Source organism: Nostoc sp., from assembly GCF_036919675.1.
Lineage (GTDB): Bacteria > Cyanobacteriota > Cyanobacteriia > Cyanobacteriales > Nostocaceae > Nostoc.
Map to the genome: position 1 here is coordinate 15690 of NZ_JBALCP010000096.1, position 19148 is coordinate 34837.

General features: G+C 41.3%; 17 protein-coding genes, 1 tRNA gene and 1 riboswitch. Of the genes, 9 read left to right on the forward strand and 9 right to left on the reverse strand.

Annotated elements, in window-relative coordinates:
- Positions 1-360 precede the first annotated feature (360 nt).
- Positions 361-555 carry a hypothetical protein gene (locus tag V7K49_RS19985; RefSeq protein ID WP_335207048.1) on the reverse strand — a complete coding sequence of 65 codons (195 nt, stop codon included), beginning with the start codon at positions 553-555 and terminating at the stop codon, positions 361-363.
- A 564-nt stretch (positions 556-1119) separates the two neighbouring features.
- Here V7K49_RS19985 and V7K49_RS19990 point away from each other — a divergent pair.
- Positions 1120-1278, forward strand: a complete 159-nt coding sequence (locus V7K49_RS19990) for a hypothetical protein (protein ID WP_335207050.1) — start codon at positions 1120-1122, stop codon at positions 1276-1278.
- Here V7K49_RS19990 and V7K49_RS19995 read toward each other — a convergent pair.
- Positions 1275-2024, reverse strand: a complete 750-nt coding sequence (locus V7K49_RS19995; protein ID WP_335207052.1) for a cobalt-precorrin-6A reductase — start codon at positions 2022-2024, stop codon at positions 1275-1277. The genes V7K49_RS19990 and V7K49_RS19995 overlap by 4 nt on opposite strands.
- Positions 2021-2440: a DUF1636 family protein gene (locus V7K49_RS20000; protein WP_335207054.1), complete on the reverse strand. Its 420-nt coding sequence runs from the start codon at positions 2438-2440 to the stop codon at positions 2021-2023. The genes V7K49_RS19995 and V7K49_RS20000 overlap by 4 nt, the downstream gene beginning before the upstream one ends.
- A gap of 22 nt (positions 2441-2462) precedes the next feature.
- Positions 2463-2627, reverse strand: a riboswitch (cobalamin riboswitch).
- Between the two features lie 155 nt (positions 2628-2782).
- Here V7K49_RS20000 and V7K49_RS20005 point away from each other — a divergent pair.
- From V7K49_RS20005 to V7K49_RS20025, 5 genes are all read left to right on the forward strand, one after another.
- Positions 2783-2856 (forward strand) — tRNA-Val (locus tag V7K49_RS20005).
- A gap of 50 nt (positions 2857-2906) precedes the next feature.
- Positions 2907-3047, forward strand: a complete 141-nt coding sequence (locus V7K49_RS20010; protein ID WP_335207056.1) for a hypothetical protein — start codon at positions 2907-2909, stop codon at positions 3045-3047.
- A 133-nt stretch (positions 3048-3180) separates the two neighbouring features.
- A complete protein-coding gene (locus V7K49_RS20015; RefSeq protein ID WP_335207058.1) occupies positions 3181-3579 on the forward strand; it encodes an AlbA family DNA-binding domain-containing protein in 399 nt (132 codons plus the stop codon).
- Positions 3470-5257 carry an ATP-binding protein gene (locus V7K49_RS20020; protein WP_335207060.1) on the forward strand — a complete coding sequence of 596 codons (1788 nt, stop codon included), beginning with the start codon at positions 3470-3472 and terminating at the stop codon, positions 5255-5257. The genes V7K49_RS20015 and V7K49_RS20020 overlap by 110 nt, the downstream gene beginning before the upstream one ends.
- 430 nt (positions 5258-5687) lie before the next feature.
- Entirely contained in the window at positions 5688-6887 is a 1200-nt protein-coding gene (locus tag V7K49_RS20025) for an acyl-CoA dehydrogenase family protein (protein WP_335207061.1), read from the forward strand.
- Between the two features lie 105 nt (positions 6888-6992).
- Here V7K49_RS20025 and V7K49_RS20030 read toward each other — a convergent pair whose 3' ends face one another.
- From V7K49_RS20030 to ssuD, 5 genes are all read right to left on the reverse strand, one after another.
- A complete protein-coding gene (locus V7K49_RS20030) occupies positions 6993-8024 on the reverse strand; it encodes an ABC transporter substrate-binding protein (protein WP_335207063.1) in 1032 nt (343 codons plus the stop codon).
- Positions 8025-8247: 223 nt separating this feature from the next.
- Entirely contained in the window at positions 8248-9195 is a 948-nt protein-coding gene (locus V7K49_RS20035) for a D-2-hydroxyacid dehydrogenase (RefSeq protein WP_335207064.1), read from the reverse strand.
- A gap of 376 nt (positions 9196-9571) precedes the next feature.
- Positions 9572-10342 (reverse strand): ATP-binding cassette domain-containing protein, encoded by a 771-nt coding sequence (locus V7K49_RS20040; RefSeq protein ID WP_335207065.1) that lies wholly within the window; start codon positions 10340-10342, stop codon positions 9572-9574.
- Positions 10343-10483: 141 nt separating this feature from the next.
- A complete protein-coding gene (ssuC, locus tag V7K49_RS20045; protein WP_335207066.1) occupies positions 10484-11311 on the reverse strand; it encodes an aliphatic sulfonate ABC transporter permease SsuC in 828 nt (275 codons plus the stop codon).
- Positions 11312-11513: 202 nt separating this feature from the next.
- On the reverse strand, positions 11514-12662 hold the full coding sequence (ssuD, locus tag V7K49_RS20050; RefSeq protein ID WP_335207155.1) for an FMNH2-dependent alkanesulfonate monooxygenase: 1149 nt from the start codon (positions 12660-12662) through the stop codon (positions 11514-11516).
- 1065 nt (positions 12663-13727) lie between these two features.
- Here ssuD and V7K49_RS20055 point away from each other — a divergent pair.
- The 3 genes from V7K49_RS20055 (at position 13728) to V7K49_RS20065 (ending at position 17343) form a co-directional block, all read left to right on the forward strand.
- Positions 13728-15293 carry a hypothetical protein gene (locus V7K49_RS20055; RefSeq protein ID WP_335207067.1) on the forward strand — a complete coding sequence of 522 codons (1566 nt, stop codon included), beginning with the start codon at positions 13728-13730 and terminating at the stop codon, positions 15291-15293.
- 215 nt (positions 15294-15508) lie between these two features.
- Positions 15509-16219 (forward strand): TVP38/TMEM64 family protein, encoded by a 711-nt coding sequence (locus V7K49_RS20060; RefSeq protein WP_335066909.1) that lies wholly within the window; start codon positions 15509-15511, stop codon positions 16217-16219.
- A gap of 107 nt (positions 16220-16326) precedes the next feature.
- Positions 16327-17343, forward strand: coding sequence for a glycosyltransferase family 2 protein (locus tag V7K49_RS20065; protein ID WP_335066911.1), 1017 nt, complete (start codon positions 16327-16329; stop codon positions 17341-17343).
- A 33-nt stretch (positions 17344-17376) separates the two neighbouring features.
- Here the strand turns inward: V7K49_RS20065 and V7K49_RS20070 are convergent, their stop codons facing one another.
- A complete protein-coding gene (locus tag V7K49_RS20070; RefSeq protein ID WP_335207068.1) occupies positions 17377-19125 on the reverse strand; it encodes an iron uptake porin in 1749 nt (582 codons plus the stop codon).
- Between the last annotated feature and the right edge of the window lie 23 nt (positions 19126-19148).

The window sequence follows — 19148 nt, forward strand, 5'->3', positions numbered from 1 at the left end:
CGTCAAATTCAGGTTAATTGTGGTTTTTAAAGATGTAAATCTTTAATTTGAACTGACATTTACTTAACTGGAATAGCTGATGGTTTTATGCAAACAAGGGAAGAAAATTGTATTGCTTACATTCAAGCCTTAGCTATTTCGTTTTGTGCTTGTCGTGTTCAGAACCTGTTGTTTAACCATGAATCTAAATTAAACTGTTTTTTCAATAAGCACAGCATGAAAAAGACATTAATAGTTAGGTGTTTGAAAGGAAATTAAAAGTGTTTAGTCTGATTTAGTCAGAAGAAGTACTAATTAATACAAATAAAGCTCTGAGTTACCAGAGGTTTATTACGGTTAACTGGATGTTTCTAGTAGTCTTTAAGCGATCGCACAGTTATGAGTTATGAGTTTCCACTCCTCACTTGTTACACCTTTGTTGTTTAGAGACAAGTTGATGTTTCTGGTGCTGCCGATTGAGAACTGAAAGACATCTGTGGGTTCAAATACATTTAGATTGAAGCTATTGAAGGAACTAGCGGTGCTACCTAATGAACCAAGGCTTTGAAGACCCATTTTTTTCTCCTTAAGATATTGATTGTATTTTGGTCAAATTCTGGTTAATTGTGGTTTTTAAAGATGTAAATATTTAATTTGAACTAATACCATTTCTTTGTGAGGCTGCGCCAAATTTTCTTAGCTTCTTCTTTCTTTCTTTATGTCCTACCCTGCGAGAAGCCACTTTGTGTCTATGCGTTCAACTCTTGGAGACGCTGCGCGTAGCTTGCTTCTCCGTAGGAGTATGCGGTTCGTTCCTCATATATGGCGCATCTTCATACAGAATTGGAACTGACATTTACTTAACTGGAATGGCTGATGGTTTTATGCAAACAAGCGAATAAAATTGTATTGTTTGCATTCAAGTCTTAGCTGTTTAGTTTTGTACTTGCCGCGTTCACAACCTTTTGTTTAACCATAAATCTAAATTAAACTGTTTTTTCAAGAAGCGCAGTATGAAAAAGACATTAATAGTTAGGTGTTTGAAAGGAAATTAAAAGTGTTTAGTCTGATTTAGTCAGAAAAAGTCTTATAACTCATCGTTCACGTAATCCAGAATAAATTTAATGAAATAAGGGATGCGTGAACAAGCAGGCGAAAGCTTGCCTCAGGCGATCGCTTGATGCTACTTTGCCCAGAAACCATAGTCCCTTACAATCAGTGGTAGTTCCTGTACTTCCTATTGTCTTGTTGACCACTAAATTTTTGATGCGCGTGTGGGCTGCTGTACAGTATCTTTAATTATGAATTATTCGGTCAAATAGCCATGCCAAAGCACCATCAACATCAGTAACCTGCTCACCTGGCGGTATGGCTGGACGATTTACCATAACAACCTTCACGCCCAGTTCTCGTGCTGCAATAATCTTGGGCTTTGTTGCATCGCCACCGCTATTTTTACTCACTATGGTATCAATCTTGTGATGAATCAGGATTTGCTTTTCATTATTGAGGGTAAAGGGCCCGCGATCGCACAATATCATTCCCGGTGGCACTAAAGCATCATCGGTAGGAGGGTCAATCATCCGCATCAGAAACCAAATTTTCTCGCAGTGAGCAAAGGCGGCGAGTTCTTGCCTCCCGACTGTCAAAAATATGCGCTGTGCTTGGTTTTGCAGAGATGCGGCGGCGGCTTCAATGCTGTCAACTTCAATCCAGCGATCATCACTTCCTTTTTCCCAAGGCGGGCGGATTAACATTAGACGGGGTACTCCGACTTCGGTTGCAGCATCTGCCGCATTCAAGGAAATCTGAGTAGCAAAAGGATGGGTTGCATCAATTAATAAGTCGATTTGCATTACTCGCAGATAGCTAGCCAATCCAGCCACACCACCGAAGCCTCCAACCCGTAAATCACCCAACGGAACTGATGGTTCACGCGTGCGACCGGCTAGAGACGTGATTGCTTCTAACCCTTGGATAGTCGCCACTCTGGCAGCTAGTTCTGCGGCATCTCCCGTCCCACCCAGAATCAAAACGCGGATCATTGAGATAAAGGTGGAATCTTTGCCAAAATCCCCTTTTTCAGCGCTTCTGGACGCTCTGACCAAGGCAGTAAACCATCTGCTTTGACATAGTATTGACTAGCACATTCTAGTACCGCAGATGCACTACCATCGACGGCTAAATCACCAAATAAATATGTTAATTTGCCTTTGGCAGCAAAGGCAACTACACAGGAACGATTACAAGCACTCATGCATTCAACTTCCTGAATTGGGAATTCATCTCGTAAGTCCCAATCTTGTGCAAGCTGCTGAAGTTGGTGTAGAAGCTTTTGACCACCACTTTCACCTAAGCGTTTTCCATCTTGCCAAGCGCTAGCACAAGTTTTGCAAACAAATAAAGTATGGTCAGCAACACCCAAGGGACTAGTTGGAGAAATATTTACAGTAGTAGTCATCTGTACCTCGCAGATATGTGAAACTGATAAATCTATTTCGGCGGGCATCCTGACTCACTCAATTTGGGATTTTCGATTACATCTCAAATTGGTTTTACAGTTGCGGGACAGCGCCGGATTTACACCGAACTTTCCCCGTTACCTCTGGTAGCTGCTCCCCACCAGAACCGAATAACCTTATCGATCATACACTAGGGTCATCTAGGAAAAGGATATTACCAATGCTAGAAACCCGGTTTTTGCCACAGGTGCAAGATGTCAAATTATCCAGTTAGCCTGATTTGGGTCTTTATCTTGCCCTCTCACAGGAGTATATGCTATTATTGATAATTGTGTGGTTAAGGACGTATAGCTCAGTTGGTTAGAGCGCTACGTTGACATCGTAGAGGTCACTGGTTCGAATCCAGTTACGTCCATTTATTGTGTACAGTGACTAATTATTTGTCATCTGCGGCTTCAACCTAATATGCAAAACCAAGTTGTAGCTCGTTTTCGTCGCCGCAGTGATGCAGAAGCTCATTTACAAGTTTTACGCCGACTGATCCCAAATGTGAGTTTTACACTAATTTTCAATGTGGTGCTGGAACAGCAAGACCAAACTGCATAAAATACTACTTACAAAACTTAATACCTTCCTCAATTGTCGAAATGCCCCTTAGTAGCGATCGCCACTGTTAATATTGATTAACAGATTCTTCCAGAATTGGTGTGGGTATATTTTGGCAGTTTGAGGATTCACGATGGCAAGCCTATCGATACTGGACATCGAAGAACTAGCAGAGGGCTGTGACGTTGAGGCCAAACGGGCATCAGGTAGGGATGGACAAGGTGAACTACCTAAAAGTTTCTTTGAGTCTTATTCCGCAATGGCTAACACCTACGGTGGTGTTATTTTTTTAGGTATTGAAGAAAAACCTAAAGGGAAATTTAGTCTCACAGGTATTGCCGTTCCAGATCGCGTCCTCAAAACCCTTTGGGATGGGCTTAATAATCGCCAGCGAATCAGTATTAATTTGCTGACTGATATAAATGGTCGAAGTAATCGCACTACAAGACAAGCAAGTAATTCGCATTGCCGTTCCGCGAGCCAAGCGATCGCAGCGTCCAGTGTATGTAGGGCAAAATCCTTTAACAGGTAGTTATCGAAGGAACTACGAGGGAGATTACCTTTGTGATGAAGAAACTGTTAAACGGATGCTCGCAGAACAAGTGAAGGAAGTGCGGGATGCTCGGTTACTCGAAAACTACGGTTTTGATGATATTGACCCGAATACCCTTAAAGCATACCGAAATCAATTTAAAGCTACTAAACCCGATCATCCTTGGCTCGATCAAGATGATAAGGAATTTTTACAATCCATTGGGGGTTGGCTACGTGATCGCCAAACAGGCAAAGAAGGATTGACTGTAGCAGGTTTGTTGATGTTTGGTAAACTCCCTTCAATCCTTGAGGAAGTGCCTCACTATGTAGTGGATTATCAAGAACGTCCAGAGCCAAGAACAGAGGCTCGATGGGTTGATCGTGTCACTACAGATGGAACATGGTCAGGAAATGTTTATGATTTTTACCGTCGGGTAATCCAAAAACTTTTTTCAGACCTCAAAGTTCCCTTCAAGCTTAAAGGAGCAGAACGGGTGGATGATACACCCGTACATGAAGCCTTACGTGAAGCATTAATTAACACGATAATTCATGCTGACTATACTGGGCGAGTGCCAATACAAATTATTAAGCGCCCAGATATGTTTGTATTTCGGAACCCTGGCATCATGAGACTACCTCTAGAAGATGCGTTACAGGGTGGTACAAGTGATTGCCGCAATCGCAAGTTACAAAAAATGTTTCAGCTTGTGGGTATTGGAGAACAGGCTGGTTCAGGAATTCCTAAAATTTACCGTAACTGGAGTCAGCAACACTGGCGACTACCAGCTTTGCTAGAAGAAATAGAACCGGATCAAACACTACTGGCAATGCTCATGGTTAATCTACTGCCAGAGGAAACCCTTAGAGAACTTGACGAACGATTTGGTGTTGCATTCAGGGAATTATCAGATGATCAACGCCTTGCTCTAGTGACAGTAGCCCTTGAAGGCAAGGTGACTCATGCTCGACTCAAGTGTATGAGTGCTACTCATCCCCATGATTTAACAAAGGCTTTGTCTGCTCTTGTTAGGGATGGCTTCCTAGAATCTGGCGGTATTGCACGGGGAACTTTCTATTTTTTTCCCGGAGAGCCTCCTAACGCAGAATCTGACTTGGTAGCTCAAAACTATAAGTTTGTAGAAAAAATTAGTCCAGAAGATTTATTGTTAGGGATTATACCAAAGGAGATTTTTGATGATTTAGAGTCAAGCTCCGATGATTTAGAGTCAAGCTCCGATGATTTAGAGTCAAGCTCCGATGATTTAGAGTCAAGCTCCGATGATTTGCAGTCAAGCTCCGATGATTTAGAGTCAAGCTCCGATGATTTGCAGTCAAGCTCAAATGATTGGGAATCACTAAAAGTAATTGCAGCAATTGTCAGAAATAAACGCAAGGTATCAATAGATATTATGGAAGCAACAATTCTCAAGCTTTGCCAAGGAAGGTTTTTGAACCATAAACAACTTCAAGAGTTATTAAATCGTTCACATAACACATTACGCCTTGGCTACCTGAGCAAGATGCAAAAGAAAGGTCAACTGGAATTACGATACCCTGAGAAACCTACTCACCCCAATCAGGGATATCGCACCAAAAATATATTTGAGGAGAATGTTAGCCCACTATTATCTGGGGACTTTTGCAATTTGGAAAAGCTGTGGAGCGATCGCTAAATCCTCTGGTTGGCTTGCTCTTAGAAAGCTGTTTGTGTCATACTTACAAAACTTACCAAATACTAAATTCCGAGCGGCTTTAAGTAGTATACTTAAGATTCACCAGAAGGACTGAGTTTGAGGTCAGAAACTGAGGAAGAAAATAAAGCATAATTTAGGCTACAAATAGTTGCGATCGCTTAACTCTGATGGAAGCATCTCAAGTTTGCAAGAACATCAATTTTTCGCAAGATGGAGTCTCACCCGTCTTCAGAACTGGAGTTTACCCTCGGCTGCAAAGTTATATCCTTCAAAGGTGGGGGAAAATCTAGATGCATTCAAAGAGATGAAAAATTAGAGATTAAAATAATTCTTTCCCAGTCCCCAATCCCTTTTTATTGCAAAATATTTCTAATTTAGTAGTAGTAAAGTGAGTTTTGAAGGAGTATTTATGTCACAGTTGGAGCAAGTAGTGCCAGACACCTTTGTAGCCAAAGGCTTAGAAATCCCCAATATTTTCGACCGGGTTGAGGCTCTGGCCAAGGACTTTGCCACCCGTGCAGGAGTACACGACAAAGATGGTTCTTTTCCCTTCGAGAATTTTGCAGCTTTGCATGAGGCAGGATTACTCAGCCTCAGCATCCCCCGGGAATTAGGTGGTCAGGATTTGGGGCTACCAACTATCTGCCGAGTCATTGAAGGGATAGCGCGTGGTGATGCTTCGACCGCGCTAGTACTGACAATGCACTATCTGCAACATGCTCATGCGGGTCGTAGCCGTCGCTGGCATCCAGAAGTATATAAGCGGCTGTGTCGTGAATCGATTGAAGGCATTGCCCTGCTCAATGCGGCCCGTGTCGAACCTGAGTTAGGGACACCAGCTAGAGGCGGATTGCCTGCCACAATTGCCGAACGGACAACGGAGGGTTGGCGTTTAACAGGCCACAAGCAATACACCACGGGTAGTCCCATCCTCAGTTACTTTGTTGTTTGGGCCCGGACAACTGAAGATGAACCACAAGTTGGAAGTTTTCTGGTTCCGCGCGATCTGCCCGGTTTGCAAATTGTCGAAACCTGGGATCACTTGGGGATGAGAGCTACAGGCAGCCACGATCTCATTTTGGAGAATGTATTAATCCCCTCGGAGTATGCCTTGAATATCAGCCCCATATCTGCTGCACCATCGTTGTTTGATCCGCTGATTTCGACTTGGAGCAGTTTGACAGTGAGTGCCTTATATCTCGGTGTTGCTACTAGTGCGCGAGACTGGCTTGCTAAATATCTTTGGGAGCGATCGCCTTCTAATCTCAAAGAGCCACTGGCAACTCTGCCACGCTTCCAAACTGCTGTGGGTGAGATAGAAGCACTGCTGTTTGCTAACAATAGATTGATTTATAGCTTGGCTGAAGATATTGACAAGGACGAGTATCAGCCTAACGTAGGATTACAGGCACAAGCTGTTAAATATCTCACCACAACTAACTCGATTCGGGCTGTAGAGATTGCCTTAGAACTGATAGGTAATCCTGGTCTATCAAAAAGGAATCCTTTAGAGCGTCACTACCGTGACGTTCTATGTAGCCGTATCCATACACCGCAAAATGATGTTATTTGCCAATCATTAGGTAAGTCGGTGCTGAAAGTCAAGTGATTGGGGACTGGGGACGAATGGCACTTTTGTAAAGCCCAAAGGCTTGTGTCACCTCGTTCCCAGTCTTAAGACTGGGAATGTATTCCTGTGGGCTGCTGCCTCTGGTCAAATCCGGCACTTAGCGATCGCATCATTAAAAGTAGTGTCCCACAGAGGTTTCACACTAACCTTAGCTGGAAGGACGCCAGCTTCGGCAAAGGTGTCAGCTATCTCTTGCTGTGAGGCGATCGCTTCATCGGAGGTAGGGAGAACCTGAACATGGCGTTGTTTTTCTTCCTGCTTTGCTTGTTCTAGGACAATGCTTTCATCTATGCCGATGGCTGAAGCATAACTTTTTGCCCAAGTTTCCAAATTCGATTCGCGCCAAGCTTGCGACTTTTTAATCCTACAGAGGAAGTCAGCGATCGCAGCATTTTTGCCTGGATCTGCGATCGCACTGGGAGCGCCTACAATCATGAAGTTACCACTCAAAATATCCTTTGCAGACTTCAGTTCCCTGGCGCCATCCTTTTTAGCTTGGGGGATCGAATAACCGTAGGTAGCCCAGCCATCTAGATCACCTTTCCTGAAGGCAGAAAGTCCGTCGGGGATCGAGAGAGCGATCGCATCAATATCCTTCAAAGTCAGACCAACTTCCTTCAACATCTTGATTAAGAAGTAATGAGCTGTCGTAGCTTTGATGTAAGCAACTTTCTTACCTTTGAGGTCTGCGATCGTTTTAGCTGGAGAATTTTTTGGCACAAGCACAGTTTGTCCGATAGTTGGGCCTTTAGTGGCTGCAATAATCTTCACCGCATCCTGAGTTCCGATCGCAAAAATCGGTGGAGTCTCACTACACGATGCAATATCAATGGCATTGGCATTGATTGCCTGCACCATAAGATTACCTCCAGTAAACTCCGTGAACTGAGTTTTATAGGGAAAATTATCTAGTCCAGCTAACTTCAACTGGAGATCCCAACCACCCTTAAACTTAGCAATGTTGAGAGTCACCCCCGATAAATCAACTGTTGGTTTGGAGGAAGTTTGAGTGGAAGTGTTAGTACAACTAGTAGCTGTTGCAATCAGTGCTGTAGTAGTGCCTGTCATCGCACCAAGCCAGCGGAGTATCTGACGACGTTTATAGTGGGTAGTCACATGAACCTCGCATGACTGAATAGATTATTATAGAGATGTTGTAATTGCTAGTCTCTACTAAAGGATTTGTCCGATTCATTAATTGAATCGGTATTAAGGTAATGTGCAACTTAATATTTTGACCTCTCTCCTTTTTGGAGAGAGGGTTTGATTTTTCCCCCTTCCCTCATAGGGAAGGGGGCTGGGGGGTTAGGTTTGAGTAAAAGTTGCACACGGGCGTGTATTAGTATCCAGCTTGCTTATCTACTACATTCCGCAAGGGCTGACCAGCTTGGTAACGCTTCAGATTGTCGATAAATAGCGCTATTGAACGCTGTTTACTTTTTGGTGAATGAGCAGAAGTATGAGGTGTGATAAAGATGTTAGGAAGTGACCACAAAGGACTTTCTCGTGGTAGCGGTTCTGAGTTAACTGTGTCTAATGCTGCACCGGCAATCCAACCTTCTGTGAGCGCTTTTATTAATGCCGATTCATCGACTACGCCACCACGAGCAATATTAATTAGATAGGCATGTTTTGGGAGCGATCGCAATACCGATTCATCAATAAATGCTTTGGTTTCTGGAGTTAGTGGTGTCGCAATAACTACATAATCAACCCCTGGAAGAAGCGATCGCCATTCATCAGCACCCACTACTTTATCAAAATGTGGTAGCTCTTGGGGATGACGGCGACTGCCAATAATTCTTAAGCCAAAGGGTTTAGCACGGGCGGCGATTTCTTGACCAATACCACCAGCACCAATAATTAGCAAGGTTGCATCTGTCAACTCTTCGATAGCGAAACCTCTTTTCCAGTGACGTTCTGCCTGTAAAGCATATAATTCTGGCAGGTGTTTGGCATGAGCCAGTATATAAGTGATCACAAATTCTGCGATCGGAATCCCATGCACTCCGGCTGCATTTGTGAGGATAATATCTCTTGACAAATAAGTTGGTGTCAGGATGTGATTCACGCCTGCATTTGGTGCATGATGCCAACGCAGTGCAGGTGCTGCTGCTATTATTTTATGCAGCGTCGGACTTCTGGATAAAAACCAACTGAAATAAACTTCAGCATCGCTAGCATCCCCGTCTAAATTTCCTTCAGCATCTACCCTGACAACCTCTGTATCAGGTGGTAGATGAGGCTCAATATCAGCAACGAGTTCGAGCGGTAAAATCAATTTCATGGTAGAATACCTCTTTCCTATTTACAGGACTATTTCTAGAAATTCCTTCTGTTTAATGTAAGTACTTTTTGCTACTAATACAAATTTTGATAATTATTTGGAATTATAGATAAAATCCTTATAAACAAAAATGCTACCATAACATTTAACAGCCCCTTTCAACATTAGAATATAATCAACTATAACAATCATAAATCATTCGTAAAAATCTCTCTTTATTCTCTCTGTGTTCTCTGTGTCTCTATGGTTTGTTATAAAAAAATTATTTTTCACAAATTAGATAAAATTGCAATATTAATAATATTAATTCTCGAAGTAGCCTATTTTACCGTAGCTACCTCAAGCATTATATTAATTAACTAACGAAAGCTAAATCTCAACTACTCAACTGCAACAATTGGTTATTTGGCTGAGTACCTTCATGACTCATTACTCGCTGGAGAATTGCTTCTCTGATATTGACAAACATTTCGCTACTTCTATCTCGCGGGCGTGAAAGTCTCACAGGCAAATCCAGAGAAATTTGTCCTTCTTCAATCACTATCACTCGGTCTGCCAACGCCACAGCCTCTTCCACATCGTGAGTAACCAAAAACGCAGTAAATCTTCGCTCATGCCACAAGTTCTCAATCAAACTCTGCATCTCTTGGCGAGTTAGAGCATCCAATGCTCCCAAAGGTTCATCTAGCAACAACAAACGGGGCTGACTAACTAATGCTCTTGCCAATGACACCCGTTGCCGTTGTCCACCAGATAAGACATATGGCCACTCATCAGCCCTATCCTTGAGTCCGACTTTATCGAGTGCCCACAAAGCTTTTTCCCGCCAATTACCTTCCAAACCCAACCCCACGTTCTGAACAACGTGCTTCCACGGCACCAAGCGGGGGTCTTGAAACATCACTGTTACAAAGCGGCTGAGTCTATGCAGGGGTTCTCCATCTAGTAGTATTCCGCCTGAAGTCGCTTTATCTAATCCTGACACAAGACGCAATAAGGTACTCTTACCGCAACCACTACGTCCGACAATAGCTACAAACTCACCTGCTTTAACTTCTAAATTCAGCGAGTTTAAAACAGTTTTATTACCAAAAGCCTTCGTCAAATCCAAAATACTTAGTTGTGTACCTTGTATATTAGAACTCACTTGCAAAATCTCCTTTTTTATAACAATCGGGATTTAATTATTTGATGAGACGTTGAAGAAAGCAAATCACATTCAAAATGAATATTAAGTCAAAAGTTAAAATCCAGAATTTTCAACTTTTGACTTTGGTAACTTTAGCATTTATGACTTTTGATAATTGGGGTTCCAAGCCAAGAATTTTGTTTCTAATCCTCTAGCGATCGCATCTGCTAATTTACCCAGCAATGCATAGATCACAATACTTAAGACTACAACATCGGTTTGCATAAACTCACGGGCATTCATTGCCATATAACCAAGACCAGAATCTGCCGCGATCGTTTCTGCCACAATTAATGTCAGCCACATAATACCCAAAGAATAACGGACACCAATCAAAATCGAAGACAATGCTCCTGGAAAAATGATTTGCCACAGAAGTTGTGGTGTTTTCAATCCATAGACTTTTCCCATTTCAATCAGTCCTGGATCAACACTGCGGATGCCATGAAATGTATTGAGATATAACGGGAAAAATACCCCTATAGACACTAGAAATAATCTGGCTTGATCGCCAATACCAAACCAGAGAATTACCAGCGGAATTAATGCCAAATTAGGGATAGTCCTGAGCATTTGCAGGGAACTATCTAATAACTTTTCTGCTACACGGGAAAAGCCATTGAGCAATCCCAAACCGAACCCAATGCTGCCACCAACTATAAAACCAGATATCGCCCGCCCAGCACTAATTCCTATATGGTGAAAAAGCTCTCCGGTGGAGGCTAGTTTAATCGCTGTAGCGATTACACCACTAGGGGCTGGTAAAATTCTAGTTGAGAGGAAACCAGTTCTGGAAGCAAGTTCCCAAAGTACTACCACTAGAACGGGCACAATCCAGGGAACTATTTTCTCGATTCGCGGGTTGTCTAACACCTCGCTCAGAGATATATTATTGTTGCTTTTGGTGTGTTTAAAGGTAATAGTCATGGAATTCTGAATTTTAGATTTTAGACTTCGACTTCTCTCCGAGACGCTACGCGAACGCTCAGTCCTTCGACTTCGCTCAGGAACCATCGAACGATTTTAGATTGTCCACAAGGATAAATCTAGAAGCATCAAATTTTAAACTTTAAATTTGGTGTTTTTGCTTAATCCAAAATCCCAAATCCAAAATCTAAAATTGGCATGGTCATGAGGCACTCGTTAGTTGTTTAGCAAATTTTTCATTACCAAGTATTTCGCTAACAGTACTCAAGACTGGTGGTGTTAGCGGTGTAAGTTCGTTCTGCAAAGGTAGACGGGAAAATAATAATTCAGCGGTGCGATATGCTTCTTCTAAATGGGGATATCCAGAGAACACAAAGGTTTCTATGCCCAAATTGCGATATTCCAGCATCCTAGCAATAACGGTGTCGGGATCTCCAACTAGGGCCGTACCAGCACCACCCCGCACCAATCCAATTCCTGTCCACAGGTTGGGGCTAATCTCTAAGGCTTTTCGACTACCACTATGTAGTTGACTCATGCGCTGCTGTCCTTCAGAATCAGAACTAGCCAAGTTTTTCTGAGCTTTTGCGATCGCATCCTCATCCACATACTTAATTAGCTCATTGGCAGCATCCCAAGCCGCAGACTCGGTTTCTCGCACAATTACATGCAAGCGAATCCCAAAACTTACTGTTCTACCTTGTTCAGCCGCCAATCGCCGAACTTCAGCAATCTTTTGGGCCACTTGTTGTGGAGGTTCGCCCCAAGTCAGGTAAACATCTATATGTTTAGCAGCAACCCGCTTCGCCGCAGCAGATGAGCCACCAAACCATAAGGGTGGATAGGGTTTTTGCACTGGTGGGAATAGGAGTTTACCACCTTTGATATCCAGATAGTTTCCTTTAAAATCGACTGTTTCTCCGCTGACGATACCCCGCCAAACTGTGAGAAATTCATCGGTTAAATCATAGCGATCGTCATGACTAAGATGCAAGCCATCCCCAGCCAGTTGCACAGGATCTCCACCTGTAACCACATTAATCAACAATCTTCCTTTAGAAATCCGGTCAAATGTTGCTGCCATCCGTGCAGCAGCACCTGGGGAAGTAATTCCTGGGCGAATTGCCACCAGAAATTTCATCTGCTTGGTGACAGATATAAAAGCGGCAGCAGTTATCCAAGCATCTTCACAAGAACTTCCTGTGGGTAACAATGCGCCCGTGTAGCCTAAATTATCCACAGCTTGGGCAATTTGCTGCAAATAATCAGGTGTGGCAACACGAGAGCCAATATCTGTGCCTAAATAGCGTCCATCATGAGATCCAGTAGGAATAAACCAGAGAATTTGCATGTTTGTCAGGGTATGAGGACTAAAAATACTGTAAATCGACACAATTACCGTAGTTTATAATCAGTATTCTACAGGAAATTATTTAAAAAACCAGTGTAGATTAACGATTCATAAAAAATAACTACCCACCAAATTTACTTTTTTGCGGATAATCCTGGTAATCATTACACTTTTGGAGCAAAGATGGCTGTCGTGGAGAATACAAGTTTTCTCAAAAGCTTATATTGTCGGATGACCTTCATCTTCAAAGTCTACTCCCCAACGTCTGTGCTTGAATAAAGGTTATGGTTACCAAGAAGTCTGTGACATAGCAGCAGAGTTTGGATACACGGCTCATATCCGAACGCGAATGGTTAAAGGAAAAATCTGGTGATATGTATTGATGGATACAACATCAAGACAAGGCATCACCTAAAGAAATAGGTTAGGACTTATGCTTTGACAGGAAAGACCAAATATGGATGATTTGAAAAATCACATCTGTCGTATGGGCACAGCAATGCTGTGCCCGTAGGGCGCGGGTCTATTTAGCATCAAAGAATGATTAATAAAAGTCTTAAACGACCTATAGATGGTAAATTCATAGCATGATTAATTTGTACAGTGCGTAAGTCCTATAGGTGTTTCATATCGAAAGTTCTCAAACATTTGGCTGGTCAAATTAGCTCTCTTTAATCACTCTAAGAAAATAAAAATAAGAGCCACTTTTTCAACTTTACATAGTGCGAGAATTTGAGCGTTTATTTTCTAACAGAATGGCTGAAATCAGAATTTATGGTAAAAGTCTTATGTTATAAGGGTTATAGATTATTGTCTCGCCAATTTTATAGAAGAGGTTAGGTTGAAAGCTTTTTGTGATCATCCATGCGATCCAGAGAAAGAGTAGCCAAAGCACAACTAACTCAAAAAAAGCCCCATATTTATCAAATTTTAGCTGATAAAAAAGATGTAAATCAGACACCTTCAAAAAGCTGGTTACTTGATAGAACTCAATTTTTACTTAAAAATATTTTTGAATTTAACTCTCTATGGTAGAGTTACAAGGAAGCCTGCTACTGAACAGTTATGAAACAAACTAATACGCGTGTATTAATTATAGCTTTACTAGGGCTAGCTAGTATATTTTACTTAACGATTGTATACAAAAATACTTTTGGTGAGAGAGATACTTTCCGCATGGCAATGGGTGTTATTGACTCGATCACATCTAATAAACCATTAGGAAGCAGTATGCTTTATGGTCGTGATATCTCTTTTGCATACTTTGTATTATTAGATTTTTTTAGACCAATTTTTAAAACAAATTTGGCTCTGATAGTTCCTTTTATGAACTATATAAATGCCTTGAGTGCTATTTTGATGATTATACCTTTGTTCTTTTTAGCTAGGAGATATTGGGGAACAACTATAGCCTTATTAGCAAACATATTACTAATATCGATCCCAGCTTGGAGGGCAACCAGCCAATATGGACATCCCATGACTGAAGCTGTATTATTCATGTTCATAGGATTAGCCTTGATTGGTTATCGGTCGTTCTTAAGATCATTGAGATTAAGATGGAATAAATTAATTTTATTAGATGTACTAATTATTGCTGCTTTTGCTTTATGTTTAATGTTCAGGCTTGATGCAATCCTAATGTTTCCTCTAATTCCAGCCTGTCTTCTTCTCGAAAATTATCCTTTTAAAAAGATTGTTTCTACTTCCATTTTATATAGTATTTTTCCAATAATTCTTTTTAAAGTAATGCAATCTCAACTTCCAGTGATTGTTGGTCAAGAAAGTAATGGACTACTTGATCAACTTTTATTATGGAATAATCCTGTTAGATACGTTGATAATTTTTTGCGTGGTAACCTACTTTTTATTTGGGGCTTAAATCCTTTAATCTGTTTGATATTTGTGATCTCCTGCATTTATTTGGTGTATAAACAACGTAATTATTCAAATCTATTTTTTATCTTACCAACAGTCTTATTAAATTACATATTTTGGCTACCCAATGCTGCTCCACCCCGTCATTTTATCTATTTAGCTCCTGTTGCAGCAATTAGTATGGCAATTTTCTTAGCAGATATTTTCCCAACAGTAAAATCCTTTGTAAAAAATAATATAATTATAGGAGTAGCACTCGCAGCAATTTTAACATTTTCTGTTTTGATCAGCTATAAATATTCCTATTCTGTATCAATGTCGAAGAAATACTCTTACACAGTAGAACAACTAGGTAACCAATTACAACAATTAGAGCCAAAAAATAAGCCAATTTTTGTAATTGGGGATACGATTCCGGCAGTGGTTCAAATGCAACTTCTGTCAAAAGATACAAAGGTAAAGTATGAAAAAACAAATATTCTTACAGACGATGCTATTGAAGCTCAAGAAAAATCTGCTTTTAAACCTAAACCTGAATATATAAATGTCATAGTTGTAGAGAATAAAAAGAATAAATTTATATGTTATTTCCAAGGTTGGAAAACAAAAATAAATGAAATCAAGAGATTTTTTTTGGCAACAGACAAATATACCCAAGGTTATCTTGTAGTAGATATGTTAGATAAAAATGGTAATAAGATTGATATTGAACCATCTAGCTTGACTAATAAGTTAGAGGTTTTAAAATTATAATTATAATTTTAAAACCTGAGAAAAGAGATAAAAGAGGCGTTTTGGCGATTATTCTGAAGGCTGTATTATTTATCTGACTAAAAGTAGCGAAGAACTTCACTTATTTTTTAATTCATTAATTTATTCTGCTTTCCAGAAGCAAGATTTTCAAAAATTAATGAAAGGGCAAATTGAGAGAAATTAAGTTGTGTTAGAAAAAAAGTAGGAGTATTCTAGTGTGGAATTTAAAAACTGGTATTTTATTACTCACATTGAGTTGCATTATTGCAACTGGTATAGCACTATATCTGATTGGCGGTATTGAACCAGCAAAAATTCAAGCATTGCTGAAATCTTCTGGAATCTGGGCACCTATTATTTATGTTGCTTTGTACGTTGTGGCAACTATGTTAGTTTTGCCCTCAACAGTGCTTAATTTGACTGGAGGTGCAATTTTTGGCCCTTGGCTGGGTACTTTCTGGACTAGTGTTGGAGCAGTTATTGCGGCAATAATTGCCTTTATTTTTACTCGGACTATTGGACGCAAAACAGTTGCAAACCGACTAGCAGGACGCTGGCAAGCTATGGATGCTGAGGTGCGTCGTGGAGGGCTTTTTTATATGTTTGCCATCCGACTAGTACCGATCATGCCATATGGTTTGGTCAACTTTGTCGCTGGACTGACTTCGATCAGCTTTAAAGATTATGTTCTAGGTACAACACTTGGTACTGTTCCTAGTGTCTTACCTTTTGTACTACTAGGTAGTTCTGGTCTGAAGGCAGTCAATACAGGCGATTTCTTGCCGTTACTACTCGCCTTAGGCTTATCTGGAATACTGGTAGGAGGGTCTACTTGGTACCGCCATCGTCGGACTTTTCCCAAAAAAGCTGTAGAAAACCTGAAAAAATCAGAATCTTCAGATTACACAAATCCGAAGAATAAATAAATTATGATAATCTGACTTGAGTCTTGCTAGGTATACTGAGAACCAAACCTTTATGATGACAAGCAGTGCGTCAGCTTGTCTGTTCAAAAATTAAACGGGATTTATAGATGATACCAAAGTATTCATTGATTGTTCCAATTTATAATGAAGAAGAAATTATTCCTGAACTTTACCGCAGACTCAGTGCAGTAATGAATCGGATGGATGGCCCTGTAGAATTAATTTTAATCAATGATGGTAGCCGCGATCGCTCGCTACAACTACTACGAGACCTCCATGAAAAAGATTCGCGCATTTGCTATCTGAGCTTTGCTCGTAACTTTGGTCACCAGATTGCAGTTACTGCTGGTCTTAATTTTGTCCGGGGTCAAGTTATTGTCATCCTTGATGCTGACTTACAAGATCCACCAGAACTAATCCCAGATATGATTGAAAAATGGCGACAGGGCTATCAAGTCGTCTATGCTCAACGCACTCAACGCCTCAAAGAAGGATGGTTTAAGCGTTTTACTGCCTACTTCTTTTATCGCCTTCTCAAGAAGCTTGCAGATGTAGAGATTCCTACTGATACTGGTGATTTTTGTTTAATGGATCGGCAGATCGTAGATATTCTCAATTCTATGCCAGAACGCAACCGCTACATTCGTGGTCTGCGTTCTTGGGTTGGCTTTCAGCAAACAGCAATTCGGTTCGAGCGCAACCCCCGCTTTGCTGGGGAAGTTAAATACACTTTCAGCAAATCCTTGGCGCTTGCCATTAATGGTCTAGTATCCTTTTCAATAGTGCCACTGCGGTTATCAACCTACTTGGGGTTAGTAGCAGCGGTGGCAGCTATCTTCATGGCTTTATTAGTCTTGTATTGGCGTCTTTTTCTGCCCCATTCGCCTTTAACTGGGTTTACAATTATTTTGATGGCAATTTTCTTTCTCGGATCTGTGCAGTTAGTCAGTGTTGGCATCTTAGGCGAATATATAGGGCGGATCTACGAAGAAGTTAAAGCTAGGCCCCTCTATACTTTGGCTGAGGTAGGTGGTTTACATTACAAATCCTCCAACTCAAGGAACAATTCTGACAAATTAGATAATTTAGAAGATGCAACGCCTCAAAATGGAGACAAGTATTGACCTTGAGGTAGGGGGAGAGAAAAAAGTCTATAGTTAGAAATTAAATGTAGTACGTATAGCACCTACCCAAATTGGATCATTGGCAGAATTTCCTTCGGGGTTGAGAATTACATACACAGTTGGAGTAACACTAATGTTGTCATTCACCCTATAGGTATAAAAACCTTCTAGATGAAAGGAGGTATCTTTGTTTGTACGAGTTGTTATGTCATTGCTAGTGACTATAGGCGGTACACCAAAGACCAACCCACCTAGACTCGCTTTTTTAAATAGGTCTGGAAAAGCTAAGGTAAGCGCACCATTAATTATGGTTGCATCGTTATTGGTACCTTCTTGATGGGCAAGGGTATAACCAAACCAACCACCTATATTAACTACACTACTGGCTTTCCAATTGAATTGCAGTCCGAAGTTATTGGATGAGGTGGGAGCGGCAGCAAAAGGACGAATAGCGACAGTAGTACCTGTACCACCAGTGATGTTATAACCAGATCCAAAAGCAGCAGTTGGGCCAGTACCAACGGCGATAGGGGCAGGGAAGTATTTGCGGGCGTAGGCGAAACTAATATCTAGATTGCGATTGGGTGTAAAGGTTAGCTGACCAAGCGCCTCATAGGAGTTACCAAAGAGTCCTCCTCTATTGGTTGCGTTGCCTGCGGGGTTATTAGCTAGACCGTCATCTACTATGTAACCTGCGTTGAGTTGGAGTTGATTATTAAACTTATAAGCAAAAGCTGCACCAGCACCGTCAAAGCCGGGTCGGTAAATTACAGGGTTGAAAAGTCCAAACCGCGAGAGAGTACCAGTTTGGGCGTTACCAACCAAGGGATTTAGCGTCGGAGCAAAAGTAACCGGTTGGAGTGCTCTGGCGCCTATCCACACATTGGTTTTAGCTCCAAGTGGGAAACGATAGAACAATCTGTCAAGATAAACAGAACTGTCCGTGTAAAAAGTATTCCTTTCAGTATTAAACCGGGTCTTTGGAGTTCCTGTAAAAACTCCTGTCAAACTAGGAACATTAGCTGCTGTTAAACTAGTGGTCAACTGGTCTTTACCAGTAAAACTACTTTGTAGGGCAAGTGTAGCACGGTAGCTAAAAAAGACGTTGGTGTTATCCCTGTTACTACTGGCACCATTGCCAAAAGTATCACCTATAAAGAATTGGGCAATGCCTAGCAGTTTGGTAGTTGTAGAAAATTGATTAGCTTCCACCTTAGCTTGACGCGTTTCTAAGGCATCTACCTTTTTGCGTAAGGCGGTGAGTTCAGATGCAAATTGTTCTTGCAGCTTTTGCAGAGTAGCCAAGTCTTCCTTTGGTATCAACTCTCCAGTGCTAGTAGCAATCAATTCGTTGAGGCGATCGAGGGCTGCATTCAAGCCTGCGGCAAATTCATAACGAGTCAGCGCCCGATTACCTTTAAATGTGCCATCTGGATATCCCGTAATCACACCATAACGCTCAACCAAAGACTGTAATGCTTGAAAGGCCCAATCTCTAGGATTAACATCAGATAGTTGGGAAACAGATGTAACTTGCTCCATGCGATCGCTAGAGACTCCTAAAACTGGAACTTTTGATGTGCTAAGAGAAGGTTCAAAAGATGATTCAGGTGAAGTACTTTGAGGAATGGCAGTTGGGGTAATCTTTTCAATTGGTATTACTTGCTGTGTCGGCTGTGCTGTCTTTTCCACTTCAGCAGCGAGTGTAGCTGAAGACAGGACTACGAGTCCACCGAACAAAGTAGGAATTACTAGCAAATAATTCCACAAAACTTTAGACATGGGTTGTTTGTTCCTCACACAAT